The sequence below is a fragment of the Idiomarina sp. A28L genome, from assembly GCF_000218785.1.
Taxonomy (GTDB): domain Bacteria; phylum Pseudomonadota; class Gammaproteobacteria; order Enterobacterales; family Alteromonadaceae; genus Aliidiomarina.
On the sequence record NZ_AFPO01000011.1, the window covers coordinates 219,663 to 234,717 of the forward strand.

Annotated in this window: 14 protein-coding genes; 12 read left to right on the forward strand and 2 right to left on the reverse strand. The window is 44.4% G+C overall.

The window, feature by feature from the left end:
• Positions 1–12 precede the first annotated feature (12 nt).
• On the forward strand, positions 13–897 hold the full coding sequence (locus A28LD_RS04135) for a DUF6279 family lipoprotein (RefSeq protein WP_007419806.1): 885 nt from the start codon (positions 13–15) through the stop codon (positions 895–897).
• A 56-nt stretch (positions 898–953) separates the two neighbouring features.
• On the opposite strand, the gene pyk is transcribed toward A28LD_RS04135, so the two are convergent.
• Positions 954–2,387 carry a pyruvate kinase gene (pyk, locus tag A28LD_RS04140; RefSeq protein ID WP_007419807.1) on the reverse strand — a complete coding sequence of 478 codons (1,434 nt, stop codon included), beginning with the start codon at positions 2,385–2,387 and terminating at the stop codon, positions 954–956.
• Between the two features lie 178 nt (positions 2,388–2,565).
• Here pyk and msrB point away from each other — a divergent pair, with 178 nt between their 5' ends.
• From msrB to A28LD_RS04155, 3 genes are all read left to right on the forward strand, one after another.
• Positions 2,566–2,961, forward strand: a complete 396-nt coding sequence (gene msrB / locus A28LD_RS04145; RefSeq protein WP_007419808.1) for a peptide-methionine (R)-S-oxide reductase MsrB — start codon at positions 2,566–2,568, stop codon at positions 2,959–2,961.
• A 128-nt stretch (positions 2,962–3,089) separates the two neighbouring features.
• A complete protein-coding gene (locus A28LD_RS04150) occupies positions 3,090–4,538 on the forward strand; it encodes a glyceraldehyde-3-phosphate dehydrogenase (protein ID WP_007419809.1) in 1,449 nt (482 codons plus the stop codon).
• A gap of 113 nt (positions 4,539–4,651) precedes the next feature.
• Positions 4,652–5,779: a M14 family metallopeptidase gene (locus A28LD_RS04155; protein WP_007419810.1), complete on the forward strand. Its 1,128-nt coding sequence runs from the start codon at positions 4,652–4,654 to the stop codon at positions 5,777–5,779.
• A gap of 87 nt (positions 5,780–5,866) precedes the next feature.
• Here the strand turns inward: A28LD_RS04155 and A28LD_RS04160 are convergent, their stop codons facing one another.
• Positions 5,867–7,393 carry an alanine/glycine:cation symporter family protein gene (locus A28LD_RS04160; RefSeq protein WP_007419811.1) on the reverse strand — a complete coding sequence of 509 codons (1,527 nt, stop codon included), beginning with the start codon at positions 7,391–7,393 and terminating at the stop codon, positions 5,867–5,869.
• Positions 7,394–7,699: 306 nt separating this feature from the next.
• On the opposite strand from A28LD_RS04160, the gene A28LD_RS04165 reads away from it, so the two are divergent.
• The 8 genes from A28LD_RS04165 (at position 7,700) to nhaC (ending at position 15,001) form a co-directional block, all read left to right on the forward strand.
• The gene (locus tag A28LD_RS04165; RefSeq protein WP_007419813.1) at positions 7,700–8,032 is read left to right on the forward strand and encodes a zinc ribbon domain-containing protein; all 333 of its coding nucleotides are present in this window, start codon (positions 7,700–7,702) and stop codon (positions 8,030–8,032) included.
• Between the two features lie 2 nt (positions 8,033–8,034).
• Positions 8,035–8,364, forward strand: coding sequence for a YeaC family protein (locus tag A28LD_RS04170; protein WP_007419814.1), 330 nt, complete (start codon positions 8,035–8,037; stop codon positions 8,362–8,364).
• A gap of 4 nt (positions 8,365–8,368) precedes the next feature.
• Positions 8,369–8,854 carry a GAF domain-containing protein gene (locus A28LD_RS04175; RefSeq protein WP_007419815.1) on the forward strand — a complete coding sequence of 162 codons (486 nt, stop codon included), beginning with the start codon at positions 8,369–8,371 and terminating at the stop codon, positions 8,852–8,854.
• Between the two features lie 4 nt (positions 8,855–8,858).
• Entirely contained in the window at positions 8,859–9,161 is a 303-nt protein-coding gene (locus A28LD_RS04180) for a hypothetical protein (RefSeq protein WP_007419816.1), read from the forward strand.
• Positions 9,162–9,165: 4 nt separating this feature from the next.
• Complete coding sequence (proQ, locus tag A28LD_RS04185; RefSeq protein WP_007419817.1) at positions 9,166–9,870, forward strand: RNA chaperone ProQ; 705 nt, start codon at positions 9,166–9,168, stop codon at positions 9,868–9,870.
• An 11-nt stretch (positions 9,871–9,881) separates the two neighbouring features.
• Positions 9,882–11,957, forward strand: a complete 2,076-nt coding sequence (gene prc, locus A28LD_RS04190) for a carboxy terminal-processing peptidase (RefSeq protein WP_007419818.1) — start codon at positions 9,882–9,884, stop codon at positions 11,955–11,957.
• Positions 11,958–12,123: 166 nt separating this feature from the next.
• Positions 12,124–13,506: a sodium-dependent transporter gene (locus A28LD_RS04195; RefSeq protein WP_007419819.1), complete on the forward strand. Its 1,383-nt coding sequence runs from the start codon at positions 12,124–12,126 to the stop codon at positions 13,504–13,506.
• 25 nt (positions 13,507–13,531) lie between these two features.
• Positions 13,532–15,001, forward strand: coding sequence for a Na+/H+ antiporter NhaC (gene nhaC / locus A28LD_RS04200; protein WP_007419820.1), 1,470 nt, complete (start codon positions 13,532–13,534; stop codon positions 14,999–15,001).
• The last annotated feature ends 54 nt before the right edge of the window (positions 15,002–15,055 follow it).

Genomic DNA, 15,055 nt, shown 5'->3' on the forward strand with positions numbered 1-15,055 from the left:
AGGTTGGCTATCATGCGTTCTCTTTCTATTCTTCTTATTTGTTGCCTTACCATGCTCATGATTTCTAGCTGCAGTAGCCGCCAGTTAGGGTACCGCTATGCCGAAACACTTATTAGTTGGCAAGCAGGGAATTACGTTAGTTTAACTGATCAACAAGATGCAATTTTACGGGAAGAAACTGATAAATTTTTGCAATGGCATGCCGAAACGCAAATGCCGAACTATCATCAACTCTTGAACGATATTTATCGCCTGCTACAAACACCTGAGATTGAGCCGGAAGCTATCGCTGGTTACAGCGATGAAATGCTTGTTTATTGGCAGGAAATACGAGCGCAACTCATAGCGCCTTCAATACGCCTGTTGCAAAGCCTAGATGATGAACAGGTAAGCGAACTGCTTGCCAATATGCAAAATCGGTTAGATGAGCAGCATGAACGTTTGCAAAATGCAGAAGCGGAAATAGCAGAAGGGAATGATATGTATCCCCAGCAACGCAGAGCTTCTCGGTTTATTGATTCATTTCGAAACTATGGCGGCAGGCCAAATAATACACAAGAAGAAAAGATTAATGATTGGAGTATGCAGGCTCCGATCGTGAATCGGCAATGGTATGCATATCAACAAGATTGGCATAACGCCTTCGCTAGTGCTTTGGAACAGCGTAACAGCAACGATTTTGCAGAAATATTAGCTGATCTATTTATGAACCCTGAGCAGTTTCGTAGTGCTGAGATGAACGAAAAACTGGCTATTTCTAACGAGAAATCGCTACTGTTGATGGTGAAATTGCATGAAAGCTTAACTAATCGGCAGCGAACCCGGTTAACTCGCCAGGTAGATCGCCTACGCCGTGATTTTCGTGGAATGATGGAACAACGGAACGTAGAGCTTTAGCCTTTGAAGCCCACTGCAACATATTTCAATAGCGGGCAGGGGCTTCAAATATAACGCTAAACCTGAAGAATTTTACTGGTATTGGTTTTGCCGATAGTTTCCATAACATCGCCATGGGTTATGATAACCATGTCGCCTTTTTGTATATGCCCACGCTTTTCGATTAACTCGATTGCATCGCGCAGAACCCGCTGCGGGCTTGATGCGGTTGAATCGAAGTATTCAGGGTAAACACCGCGATATAAGTTGGCTCTATTGAGTGAGTGCTCATGCCGTGAGAGCGCAAAAATTGGCAAATCTGTATGAATGCGCGACATTAACTTAGCAGTGTGTCCTGATTCTGTAAGTGCAATAATGGCAGTTACACCCTCTAAGTGATTTGCAGTATACATAGCCGCTAGTGCAGTGGCTTGTGATACAGAGGGAACCGATTCTTCTAGGCGATCACGGGTTAATCGCAGTGCAGGATATTCCTCGGCACCGCTGCAAATTTCCGCCATGGCTAAAACGGTTTCAACAGGGTATTTGCCAGCTGCGGTTTCGCCGCTGAGCATTACTGCATCGGTACCGTCAAGAACCGCGTTGGCTACATCCATTACTTCGGCACGTGTAGGCATAGAGTTATCGATCATCGATTCCATCATCTGCGTTGCCGTGATAACTACTTTATTTAGTTCGCGAGCACGTTGAATGATGCGCTTTTGCTTACCTACTAGCTGTGCATCACCAATTTCTACACCCAGATCGCCGCGTGCAACCATCACTACATCGGATTCTAAAATAACATCGTCGAGAGCTTCATCAGTTGCAACCGTTTCTGCACGCTCAATTTTCGCGCAAATAGCGCCATCGCAGCCTGCTTTATTTAGAAGCGCTCGTGCTAATTGTAAATCTGCGCCACTGCGAGGAAAGGATACAGCTAAAATATCTACATCAATTTGCGCTGCAAGTTCAATATCTCGGTAATCTTTGTCAGTAAGCGCAGCCGCAGAAAGGCCGCCGCCCATACGGTTAATACCCTTATTATTGGAAAGGGTACCTGCTACGGTTACCACGGTATGCACTTCAGAACCGGCAACATCAGTAACTTCCAGGCGGATACGGCCATCATCGAGCAGAAGAATATCGCCACGTTCAACATCTTTCGGTAGTTCTTTATAATCTAGGCCAACGCGTTCGCTATTACCGGCGGTGCCATCAAAAGCAGCATCAAGAATAAAGTGAGCACCTTTCTCGAGCTCAACATAACCATCAACAAAACGCGCCACCCGAATTTTAGGGCCTTGAAGGTCACCCAAAATGGCAACGTGATAGCCAAGCCGGTTTGCTATTTCGCGTACTGATTCGGCTCGCTTGATATGATCTTCAGCGTTACCATGAGAGAAATTTAAGCGAACAACATCAGCGCCTGCTTTGATCAATGCTTCTAGTACACCTGATCTATCAGTTGCTGGGCCCAAGGTGGTTACAATTTTGGTGCGTCTTAACATGATTACATTAACCTTACTGTTGAACGTGTTCTTATGAACTATACAGAAATAGCTGCGTATACGAACATATATAGGCTATTGCTCTACTAACTTGCTGCGATAGTTCTAATATTAACATAATGAATGTGGCCAATGTATGAATGGATAACGCAAATAAACGAATAAACAAGGGAAATCTATGAGTAACCAAAAAACTGACGCTGAATGGCGCCAAGAACTCAGCCCAGAGGCTTATCGAGTTTTACGACAAAAGGGAACAGAGCGCCCGTTTACTGGGGCGTTATTGCAAGAAGAACGAGATGGTAGCTATAAATGTGCAGGCTGCGGTTCAATTTTATTCCGAGCACAAACTAAATTTGACGCCGGTTGCGGTTGGCCAAGCTTTTACGACGCTGAACCTAATACGGTTAAATATGTAACCGATAAAAGCCATGGTATGGAGCGTACCGAAATTCTATGTGCTAATTGCGATGGTCATCTTGGCCATGTGTTTCCTGATGGCCCAGAGCCAACAGGACAACGATACTGTGTTAATTCGTTGTCGCTCGATTTTGAAGCTAAAGCAAAGCGGTAAAGTAGCAGTTTGTTGCTAAATTAAGTACAATGGCGCTCGCATTTTAGGCTGGTTCGAATGCGCGGTTAAAAAGCCCCTTCGAGTTAGAATTTTTCGTTACATTCGTAAGAATCAATAAAGGTTTACTGATGAGTGACGCGCTGAACGATATTACGTTAAAAAGCTGGGAAGAACGCCAAGAGTTTGCTGAATTAATGCAGCCATTAATTGGTCGTTTATATCGTACCAAAGGAGTTGAGATTCTGGTTTATGGCCGGAGCCTCCTCAATGGTTCAACTATCGATATCATCAAAACGCACCGGTTAGTGCGTCAGCATGAAGGGCAAAAGTTACGCTTGCGTGAAAGTTATCCTTTTTTACAGGCAATTGCTGAAACTGAAATGGCTCCAGCGCGTGTTGATGTGGGTAAACTTGCGTTCGGCTATCACTTTGGCGGTAAGCGCCAAGGCGAGGAGAGTGTTGAAGAATATGTTAAGCGCGTGCTCGGTGATTTGGTGGGTAAAGCCGATGACGTAGAGCCTCGCGATGTTGTTCTTTATGGGTTTGGCCGCATTGGCCGTTTACTCGCGCGTTTACTGATTGAGCGCAATGGCCGTAACAATAAACTACGTTTAAAAGCTATTGTTGTACGTGGTGGTGGTGAAGGCGATTTAGAGAAGCGAGCTAGCTTGTTGCGTCGAGATTCAGTGCATGGCCCGTTTAATGGCTCGATTACTGTTGATCACGCGAATAGTGCAATTAAAGCAAACGGTACACAGATTCAAGTGATTTACGCTAACTCTCCAGATTCTATCGATTACACCCAATATGGCATTAACAACGCAATTATTGTTGATAACACTGGTGTATGGAAAGACGAAGATGGTTTGGGCTTGCACTTAAAATCAAAAGGCGCCGCGAAGGTATTATTAACAGCTCCTGCTAAAGGCAACATTAAGAATATCGTACATGGCGTGAACCATAGTGATATTCAAGCTGACGATTTAATCGTATCGGCTGCTAGCTGCACAACAAACGCGATTACCCCTGTATTAAAAGCAATCAATGATGAATTTGTGATTAAAAACGGCCACGTTGAAACTGTGCATGCTTACACTAACGACCAGAACCTTATTGATAACTATCACAAAGCCGAGCGCCGAGGCCGTTCAGCGCCATTGAATATGGTACTAACCGAAACAGGCGCGGCGAAAGCAGTAGCAAAAGCATTACCCGAGTTAGCAGGTAAGCTAACCGGTAACGCAATTCGTGTTCCTACGCCGAATGTATCGATGGCCATCATGAATTTAAATCTCGGCCAAGCAACCGATAAAGAAGGTTTGAATGAATATTTACGCCAGGTTGCTTTGAATTCAGATTTACAGAATCAGATCGATTTCACCTCATCTACTGAAATTGTAAGTTCAGATTTAGTAGGTAGCCGGTATGCAGGTATTATTGATTCACAAGCAACGATTGTTGATGGCGATCGGGCTGTGCTTTACGTGTGGTACGACAACGAGTTTGGCTATAGTTGCCAAGTGTTGCGCGTAGTGCAAGATATGGCTGGATTAATTGTACCCAACGTTCCAGCGTAAGTGATTTACCAATATTTAAGCGCCTTCGGGCGCTTATTTTTTTAGCAGTTTATTGTTTTGAAACCACCCGTATTCTTAACTTTGAACAGCATGTTTTAATATTGAGGATTTCCATGTTTATTTCTACTGCCTTTGATAGTGGCAATATCGATGTAATAAGTGCCGATAGCGCCGATAATATTCGCTTACGTATCCGCAAAGATAACCAATCTGATTTCTACCAGTGGTTTCACTTCAAACTATTCGGTGAAATCGATGTTGAGCACACCTTGGTGATTGAGAATGCTGGCGGTTCGGCGTATCCGAAAGGTTGGGAGAACTATCAGGCTATGGCAAGCTATGATCGCGAACATTGGTTTCGTGTGCCTACTGCGTTTGATGGCGAAAAACTAACCATCACCCATACACCAGAGCAAGAAACCGTGTTTTATGCCTACTTTGTTCCATATAGCTGGGAACGCCATCTGGATTTATTACAAGTAGCACAGCAATCAGCTTGGGTGCAGCAATGTGTTCTTGGCACCACTTTAGATGGCCGCGAAATGAACATGCTCATTGTGGGCGAGCCAGCGGCACACAAACGGAACATCTGGATCACTGCCCGTCAGCATCCGGGCGAAACAATGGCGGAATGGTTTGTAGAGGGCTTGCTTGAGCACTTACTCGATGAAGATGAGCCTGTTTCTCGCCAACTGCTGGATAAAACAGTGTTCTATATCGTTCCAAACATGAACCCTGATGGCAGCCTAAGAGGGCATCTACGCACCAATGCCGCGGGTGTAAACTTAAACCGAGAGTGGGCGGCACCTTCCTTAGAAAAGAGCCCAGAGGTTTATCACGTATTGGAAGAGATGGATGCTATCGGTGTTGATATGTATCTTGATGTTCACGGTGATGAAAACTTACCCTATAACTTTATTGCTGGCTCTGAGGGAATCCCTTCATACGATGAACGCCATGCAAACCTTGAAGATAGCTTCCGTAAAGCATATCGCGCGGCAACCGCTGAATTTCAAACTACGTATGGTTACGAAAAAGAAGCACCTGGCCAAGCGAATCTTACAGTTGCGAGTAGTGCAGTGGCCGAACGTTTTAAGTGTTTAGCTTTTACTATCGAAATGCCATTTAAAGATAATGATGATTTACCTGAGCCTTATCAGCAATGGTCGGATATTCGCTCGTGTAATTTTGGCCGCGATACACTGAAGGCCATTCTTGATGTGGTTGATGAATTACGTTGATTCTTAATTTAACGTTTTAAATCATCAATATAAAAAAGCCGAGTTTGAAGTAAACTCGGCTTTTTCGTATCGATAAATATGTAATGATTACTTATCTGGTGTTTCCGCTGGAGGCACAGTGCCTTCGGCGCGTTGTTTTGCGATACGCTTTTCCCAAAAATCAGCCTTTTTGATCCCGAGTTTTATTGGGTCAAAGATAATCGGGCCACCGGCTTTCTTCTGTTCTTCATAATCGCGTAAACACATGATAGCCGGTTTCGCTACAAAGAAGATTGCCAAGATACCGAGAATGTTGATCCAAGCCATTAAACCAACACCAATATCACCAAGATTCCAAATATATCCGGAACTATTCACCATGCCGTAAGCCACCATAAACATGATAACCATTTTCACGATAAACAATGAAAAGCGGTTTTTAATGTAGCGATTTAGGTAGGCCACATTAGTTTCAGCAATATAGTAATAAGCAAGGATAGTAGTGAATGCAAAGAAGAATATGGCTACACCAACAAAACCTTGCCCAAAGTTACCAAAAACACTTGCGAGTGCGAGCTGAGTAAAAGCGGGTGATGCAACTTCGGTTGCCGCATCAACGTTTTGAACTATCAAAGCGCCAGTTGTTTCGGCAACAATATTGTATTGCTGAGTAATCAGAATCATCAATGCGGTAGCAGTACATACAAACAAGGTATCAACGTACACCGAAAACGCTTGCACTAAACCTTGTTGTGAAGGGTGATCAACTTCAGCTGCAGAAGAGGCGTGAGGGCCTGTACCTTGGCCTGCTTCGTTAGAGTAAATACCCCGTTTAACGCCCCAGCCAATAGCGGCACCGAAACCGGCTTGAGCGGTAAAGGCATCGGTGAAGATCATAGCGAAAATACCAGGAACTTGATTTAGGTTTAGGAATACAATAACTAGCGCCATGATAATGTAAGCAAGTGCCATAAAAGGCACTACAACTTGCGTGAAGTTTGCAATACGGCGAATACCACCAAAGATAATAAAGCCCAGCACGATTAGAATAACGGCTAACGCAATTAACTTATTGCTGCCAACATCGCCGTAATCTGTGGTAACTAAATTACCATCACCAAATACGTGTGTTACAGCATTGCCAACAGCATTTGCTTGTATTCCCGGAAGAAAGATACCGCAGGCGATAATGGCGGAAATGGCGAAAATAATAGCTAGCCACTTTTGCCCAAGGGCTTTTTCGAAATAATAGGCTGGGCCACCACGATACTGGCCATTTTCTTCAACTTTGTATATCTGGCCTAATGTTGATTCGGCGTATGCGGTGCTCGCTCCGAGGAAGGCAACAACCCACATCCAAAATACGGCACCGGGGCCACCAAAACCGATAGCGGCTGCAACGCCCGCAATATTACCAACACCTACACGCCCCGAGAGGGTAACCGCAAGTGCTTGAAACGATGATATACCTTTACTTGATTCATTCGGGCTAAATAGCAGTTTCACCATTTCTTTGAAATGGCGAACTTGCGCAAAGCGGGTAAGTATTGAGTAAAACAAGCCTGCTGCTAAGCAGAGAAATACTAGGGCCGGGCTCCAAATGATACTATTTAGTGTACTGACCAGATTTTCCATCAGATCCTCTCGTTGTTGTTATTGTTCTGTTAGTGATACTTTGCCACAGTTAAACCGAAAGCTCTACGCTAAAACGAACACAAAACCCCATTGATTGTGCCACTGGTCGAAAACCGAGAGTAATATAACGCAATTAAGCGTACAGATTAGGAATCGAGTGATGACCCTGAGCTTACAGGCTGCTATGATAAGGTTTAGCTTGTGTATTCGCAGAGAGATAGTTGCAGAGAATCGTGCAGGGAACTGTCTTTTCATATTTAGCGTAGCAAGTACGAATTCTTACAATTTAGTTTAGGTGATTTAAATATGGCAATTATTAATTGCCCCGGTTGCGGAAAGAAAGTTTCAGATAAAGCGGCTGTTTGTGGTGAATGTGGTTTTATGCTCGGAGCTCACGACGTTGATAGTTTAGCGCGCAAGGCGCGGAACCAACGTTCGATTAAAGTGAGCAAGCTCGTAAGCCATCAAATGCTTGCCATCCTGTTGTTCGTTGCAGGTATCACCGGCACTTTTTACGACTGGACAAAGGTTGAAGGCTGGCAATTTATGCCGAGCGTATCACTTGCGGTTGCTGTACTGAGCTTTATTTGGTACCTCACAGCCCGCGCCCGCATTTATATTATTAAGCGACAACGATAATTATGCAGTATGAAGATGCCTTAAGGGCAATGACACCAGAAATTTATGAGCGGATGAAAAATGCCGTAGAAACTGGGCGTTGGCCGGATGGAAATAAACTTTCGGCAACGCAACTCGAAAATGCCATGGAATTAGTAATGGTGTATCAAGCAAAACGCTTGAATCAAGATGATCATTTTACTATAGCCCCTTCTGGCGAACTCCTGATGAAAACCAAAGGTGATTTCCGTGCCGAGCTGCGCTTGCGTGCGGGTTCCGATATAGCCCGGTTTAAAGTAAATGATACAGCTCCAGATAAAGATAGTGAGCAATCTAGCGATACGGAGAAATAAAACTGTGTTTGTTACCGAAACGCCTACAGAAAAAGGCAATGCTGAGCATTATCAAAGCTTGAACCAGCAACTCAGTGCATTAGTTACTGGTGAACCTAATCTAATTGCAAACTTGGCAAACATCAGCGCTGTGCTCTATGAGCAGCTTGATGATTTAAATTGGCTAGGTTTTTATCTTGCTGACGGCGAGGAGCTCGTTCTCGGCCCATTCCAAGGTAAAGTTGCGTGTGTTCGCATTCCGTTTGGAAAAGGCGTGTGTGGAACCGCAGCTAGTAGCCAAAAAATTCAACGAATTGCCGATGTACATGCTTTTCCAGGCCACATAGCTTGTGATTCAGCAAGTAATTCCGAGATTGTTTTACCTATCGTGGTGAACGGCAAAACTGTTGCGGTGCTTGATATCGATAGCCCGCAGGCTAATCGTTTTAGTGCAACTGATGAAGTAGGGCTTGCCGCTTTGTTACCTTTGTTAGCAAGTTTAAATTGGTAGGCTAATGGAAATATTTGATGTTCGCCCATATCTAGTTTCAATACATGATATGGAGTTTTTTGAAGAAGATGCGGAGCAAGCGGCCGATAATCTAAATGCGATGTTGTACACCATTATTCGTGAAGCAGAGACTAGCGATTATTGGGATGCAGAAAAAATTGAACAGCTTGTTATTGAAATATCTGAGATGTGGGTCCGAGAACTTGGGCTGATTGAATCAGAAGTTGATGAATTAGAAGATTACATAACTCACTTGGTACATCGAATCGAACAAGATGGCCAAAACGAACAGCTCGATGAAGGTTAATTAAATGGAAAACACGGCAAAACTCTCCACCAGTAAAGAAGTGATTGCATATTTGGCAACACAGTTTCCAACGTGCTTCACGCTTGAAGGAGAGGCGCGACCGCTAAAAATTGGTATTTTTGATGATTTGGCCATTCGCCTTGCTGACGATGAGCATGTAAGCAAAACACGTTTACGCTCAGCTTTGCGTCAGTATACCGGCTCGTGGCGCTATTTGCGCGGCGTTAAAGCGGGTGTAGAACGGGTTGATTTAGATGGCAACGATGCTGGGCTAGTAGAAGCTGATCATGAAGAGCACGCTCAATTGCAATTGGCTGAATCGCAAGAGCGGGCAAAAGCGAAACGTGCTGAGCGTGCGGCAGAAAGCAAGGCTGCTGCGACAAAAGCCCGTGCAGCCAAGAACAAAGACGCGCAAGATGGTGTCAGAAAGGATAAGGACGGTAAAAGTAAGGTTGGTACAAAACCGAAATCTCGCCGTACTAATCCATTAGGAAGTTCGGCTACTGAGAAAAAAGCAACGCCGAAAGCAAATGGTCCGCTTGAAGTTATAAAACCAGACCAAGTAAAAATCGGTCAGGCTGTGCAAATTAAAGTAGGTAGTTTTCCCGTTACCGGTACCATAACCGAGATTGATAAAAATGCGGCACAAGTTCAGTTGCCAACCGGAATGTCGGTTAGAGTTTTGATAGCTGATTTGTTTCGCGTTTGATAGGAGTATGAATGATTAAGCAGGTTGTACAACGAATAGCTTTTGTTACGGCGTTATTTGCAAGTGTTGCCTTAGGTATCACGCCTGCAATCGCGCAAGACGATGTGAGTTACAATGTGAGCGATATTCCGGTACTTCAGCCGGAATCTCAGCATGTAGCAGCAAGCCGCCGTATAGCCGCTTATTTCACGCGTTATCATTACAGCAACGTTGAGCTTGATGTTGCGATGTCGCAACAAATCTTTGATCGCTATTTCGAGCAACTCGATTACAACCGCATGTTTATGCTGGATAGCGATATTGAGCAGTTCAGTGAACACCGTGATAACTTTCATGAAGCCCTCGTTGATGGCAACCTTAGGGTTGCGTTTGCAATTCATCAACTAAATATGCAACGCCGATTTGAGCGTTTCCAATTTGCACTTGCGCAGCTTAAAGCTATCGAAGAAGAATTTGATTTCGATGAAGAGGGTGCCGAGTATCAATTTGATCGCACTGAAGCCGAGTGGGCAACATCCACCGAAGAACTTAACGATATTTGGCAACAACGTGTTCGCAGTGATGCTTTAAATTTGGCGCTTGCGGGACGTGAACCAGAAGAAATTATTGAAAACCTAGAGCGTCGGTATCGTTCAGCTCAGCAGCAAATAACCCAATACAACAGCGAAGATGCATTTCAATCGGTAATGAATGCGTTTGCTCGCAGTGTTGATGCGCATACTAGCTATTTATCGCCACGAAACGCAGAGCGTTTTCAGCAGAACATGAACCTTTCATTAGAAGGTATCGGTGCGGTTCTGCAAGCCGAATATGATTACACAGTTATTCGTTCATTGGTTCCAGGTGGCCCAGCAGAGCGTTCAGATAAGCTCGCTCCGAACGATAGAATAATTGCAGTTGCTCAAGGTGACCAAGAGTTTGTAGATGTTATCGGGTGGCGGCTCGATGATGTAGTAGAACTGATAAAAGGCCCTAAGGGCAGTGTAGTTAGGCTACAAGTTTTAAAAGAAAGTGATGGTTCAGGTGCAGCACCGCAGGCGGTTGAAATTGTGCGTGAGCAGGTTCGGTTAGAAGATCGTGAAGCAAAACTGAGCTATGAAACCAGTGATACTGGCGATAAATTTGCGGTTATTACGATCCCCGGTTTTTATAATAAACTTACCGATGATGTGAGAGCGCTATTAGTTGAAGTGAATGCAGAACCAGAACTCGCAGGTTTAATGGTTGATTTACGCGGCAATGGCGGTGGTGCGCTGAACGAATCAATTACCTTAACTGGTTTGTTTATTCCATCTGGCCCTGTTGTACAAGTGCGCGAGAGTAGTGGGCGAGTTGATGTAAGTGGCGATCCTGACCCGACTGTTGTTTACGATGGCCCCATGGTGGTAATGGTCGATCGCTTTAGCGCCTCGGCTTCTGAGATTTTTGCTGCGGCGTTGCAAGATTACCGCCGCGCAGTGATTGTGGGTGAAAACACCTTTGGTAAAGGCACAGTTCAACAGCACCGTGGTTTGCAACGCCGTTTTGATTTAGGTAGCAACCCGATGGGTAGCGTGCAATATACTATGGCTAAGTTCTATAGAATTAATGGCGGTTCAACTCAGCACAAAGGTGTTGTTCCTGATGTGGCGTTTCCAAGCTTAGTTGATCCTGAAGAGTTTGGTGAGAGCCGAGCTGATAACGCGCTTCCTTGGGATCAGATCGACCCGGTGGATTTCCGAGCGTTCAATTTTGTTAATAATGCTTTAATTGAAAAGTTAAATGCTGAACATGCAATAAGAATTGCCGAAGATCAGGAATTTTCGTTCATTTCAGAAGATGTTGAGCGCTATCGTGAAATGCGCAATCGTAAGTTTATTTCGTTAGTGCGCGCTGAACGGGAAGCGGAAACGGAAGCAGACCAGGCACGTAATCTTGAACGCATTAATAGGCGCCTTGAACTTGCAGGCTTAGAACCTGTTGATTCGCTAGAGGGCGTAGACGAAGCCTATCGCGCGCCAGATGTGTTTTTGCGCGAAGCAATTGAGGTTGCAGCTGATTATGTACACGCAATGAATGGTGGCACTCGAAGCGTTAAAAACGATTAAAAACTAATCCTCTAATTTATTATTGTGGTGCATTTTTGATATAAAAAACTTATAAAATCAGCATAAAATGAAATAAGGGCTTGCCGTTGCAGGCCCTTATTTGTAAGTTAGCACCCTGTAAAAAATAATATTGCCGAAAAACCATAACAATAACGGTACTCGCTTTATGACAATAGAACGTTCCACAAACAATCGCTGGTCGAGTAATTTTTCTTTTGTACTCGCCGCCACTGCAGCAGCAGTGGGCCTCGGAAATATTTGGAAATTCCCTTATATCATGGGTGAGAATGGCGGTGGTGCCTTTGTGCTCCTTTACCTGCTGTTTATATTTCTCATTGGTGTTCCGGTTTTAATGGCGGAAGTACTCATTGGTCGCCGCGGCAGAAACTCGCCTGGTTATGCAGCAGCAAAGCTCGCCCGTGAATCAGGTGTAAGTTCGGCTTGGCAAATCACAGGTTGGATGGGCCTAAGTGCCGGTTTCATCATTCTTACTTTTTATGCAGTAATTGCCGGTTGGGCACTTTCGTACGTAATAAAAAGCGTTAGCGGTACTTTTGTAGGCGCTACACCGGAAACCGTATCTGCAACATTCGGCGCTATGGTTAGTTCTGCACCAGAATTATTGCTGTTCACCACGCTACTTATTGTGTCTACAGTTGTGGTGGTTGGTAAAGGATTTAAAAACGGCTTAGAGCGAGCAGTTACCTATCTGATGCCGCTTTTACTGGGGCTTCTCGTTATCATTGCGCTTTATGCAGCGCACATTGGTGATTTCGCCACCGCATTTAAATTTATGTTCTATCCGAACTTTTCTGCATTAACTACTCAAGGTGCGCTCATTGCCTTGGGCCATGCATTCTTTACCTTGAGCTTAGCCTCTGGGGTAATGATTATTTATGGCGCATATTTGCCAAAGGGCGCGTCGATTGTACGCACATCAATTTGGATTGCGCTTGCCGATACGTTAGTAGCGTTAATTGCAGGCCTTGCAATCTTTCCAATAGTGTTTGGTTTTGGGTTAACTCCCGGTGAAGGGCCAGGGCTTATTTTCCAAACCTTACCATTAGCCTTTGCGAACATGCCGTTCACTAATTTAATCTCCACATTGTTTTTTGTCATGTTGGTGCTTGCTGCATTTACCTCTGCAATAGCAATGATAGAAGCTTCAGTAGCATTTGCGGAAGAGAAATTACGAATCAGCCGGTGGAAAGCCGCGATTACTTCAGGTGCAGTGCTATGGGTACTTAGTTTAGGAACGGTATTTTCACTAAGTGGTGCCGGATGGGCGCAATTAGATTGGAATTTCTTCGGTAAAGAGCTTGATAGTATTTTTGCCGCTATCGATCACTTAGCTTCAAATATTCTTCTGCCTTTAGGCGGCTTCATGGCCGCAGTGTTTACCGGTTGGGTGATGAAACGTCACTTCACAGAAGAAGAGCTAAATATGAGCAAGAAGGGGTATGCGGTATGGCGCTTCTGTGTTCGATATCTTGCGCCAATAGCCATTATTTGCATCTTCTTGCAGTTGCTTGGCATCATAAACTTTTAATCACTAGTTAATACGGAAACTATTTATGACGGTTACGACAAAACGTCCTTCTTATCTGCAAGCATTAATTCCTTTGCTTGCTTTGATTGTGATGCTGAGTAGTTCGGTGTTCTTGTTTGGTGAAGATTCATCATATGGCCCGAATCAGATTGCGTTGTTGATTGCCGCAGCGATAGCGACACTAATTGCGTTTCAAAATGGCCATCGTTGGGAAAGTATCGAGAGTGGAATTACTTCGGGAATTTCCGTTGCACTCGGAGCGATACTTATCATTTTAATGGTAGGTTCATTGATCGGTACTTGGCTGCTCGCAGGTATAGTCCCAACCATGATCTATTATGGTTTAGAGCTTTTAAGCCCTAGTTGGTTTTATGCTGCTTCCTGCATTATCTGCGCAATTGTAGCGCTCTCCATCGGTAGTTCATGGACAACTGCAGCAACTATAGGTGTTGCGTTGATTGGTGTGGCCACAGGTATGGAGCTTTCATTGCCAATAACCGCTGGTGCAGTAATATCAGGGGCCTATTTTGGCGATAAGATGTCGCCTTTGTCGGATACCACAAACCTTGCCCCCGCTGTAGCAGGCACAGAACTGTTTGGCCATATACGTTATATGACTTGGACCGCTTTACCGGCGTTAGCAATTTCTATTGTTTTATTTTTAATCTTAGGTTTTAGCGCTGGCGGTGAAGCAAATCTTGATTCATTACAGGTGATGCAAAACGAGCTTAACGAAATCTTTAATATAAGCCCCATTATGCTGGTGCCACTCGCTGTTTTATTTACATTAGCAGCAATGAGAAAGCCTGCCTTACCGTCTATTCTAATTGGTGCCTTGGTAGGTGGATTATGGGCATTGCTATTTCAAAGCGATGTAATTGCGAGCTTAGCGAATGAAGATCGTGCAGTGTTCATTGTTGGTGCTATTGAGGTTGTTTGGATAGCATTGGCCAATGGTGTATCAATAGAAGCGGCAAATCCACAGTTGAGTTCGTTGATCAGTGGCGGCGGTATGGCAAGCATGACCAATACCGTTTGGCTAATTATCAGTGCCATGACATTTGGTGCCGTAATGGAAACGAGTGGGGCACTACAGAAGCTAATTCGCGGTATATTAAAATTAGTAAAATCTACCGGTTCGTTAGTTACCGCTACGGTGTTTACGTGTTTTGGCGCGAACGTACTTACGGCCGATCAATATATGGCCATTGTATTGCCGGGAAGGATGTATCGTGAAGCGTATGCAGATGCAGGCTTAGATCCACGTGTTCTATCTCGTACGTTAGAATCAAGCGGAACGATAACTTCGGCGTTGATTCCATGGAATACTTGTGGCGCCTATATGTTCTCGGTACTTGGCGTTTACCCACTGCATTATGCACCGTTTGCATTCTTCTTGTTGCTGGTGCCGATGCTGACTATTATTTACGCATATACTGATTTTAAAATATTAAAACTAGAAAATAGCTCAACCCCCAGAGGTGTGAGTGCTTAAGTAAACCGAATTGATAAAACGCAGGCTTCGGCCTGCGTTTTTGTAAGGATAAAA

Bases quoted from the DNA above. Each gene is read 5' to 3' on its own strand.
- A28LD_RS04155 (WP_007419810.1), top strand. From the start codon at position 4,652: ATGTTTATTTCTACTGCCTTTGATAGTGGCAATATCGATGTAATAAGT.
- A28LD_RS04150 (WP_007419809.1), top strand. From the start codon at position 3,090: ATGAGTGACGCGCTGAACGATATTACGTTAAAAAGCTGGGAAGAACGC.
- pyk (WP_007419807.1), bottom strand. From the start codon at position 2,387: ATGTTAAGACGCACCAAAATTGTAACCACCTTGGGCCCAGCAACTGAT.
- A28LD_RS04165 (WP_007419813.1), top strand. From the start codon at position 7,700: ATGGCAATTATTAATTGCCCCGGTTGCGGAAAGAAAGTTTCAGATAAA.
- A28LD_RS04160 (WP_007419811.1), bottom strand. From the start codon at position 7,393: ATGGAAAATCTGGTCAGTACACTAAATAGTATCATTTGGAGCCCGGCC.
- A28LD_RS04170 (WP_007419814.1), top strand. From the start codon at position 8,035: ATGCAGTATGAAGATGCCTTAAGGGCAATGACACCAGAAATTTATGAG.
- A28LD_RS04195 (WP_007419819.1), top strand. From the start codon at position 12,124: ATGACAATAGAACGTTCCACAAACAATCGCTGGTCGAGTAATTTTTCT.
- nhaC (WP_007419820.1), top strand. From the start codon at position 13,532: ATGACGGTTACGACAAAACGTCCTTCTTATCTGCAAGCATTAATTCCT.
- A28LD_RS04180 (WP_007419816.1), top strand. From the start codon at position 8,859: ATGGAAATATTTGATGTTCGCCCATATCTAGTTTCAATACATGATATG.
- A28LD_RS04135 (WP_007419806.1), top strand. From the start codon at position 13: ATGCGTTCTCTTTCTATTCTTCTTATTTGTTGCCTTACCATGCTCATG.
- msrB (WP_007419808.1), top strand. From the start codon at position 2,566: ATGAGTAACCAAAAAACTGACGCTGAATGGCGCCAAGAACTCAGCCCA.
- prc (WP_007419818.1), top strand. From the start codon at position 9,882: ATGATTAAGCAGGTTGTACAACGAATAGCTTTTGTTACGGCGTTATTT.
- proQ (WP_007419817.1), top strand. From the start codon at position 9,166: ATGGAAAACACGGCAAAACTCTCCACCAGTAAAGAAGTGATTGCATAT.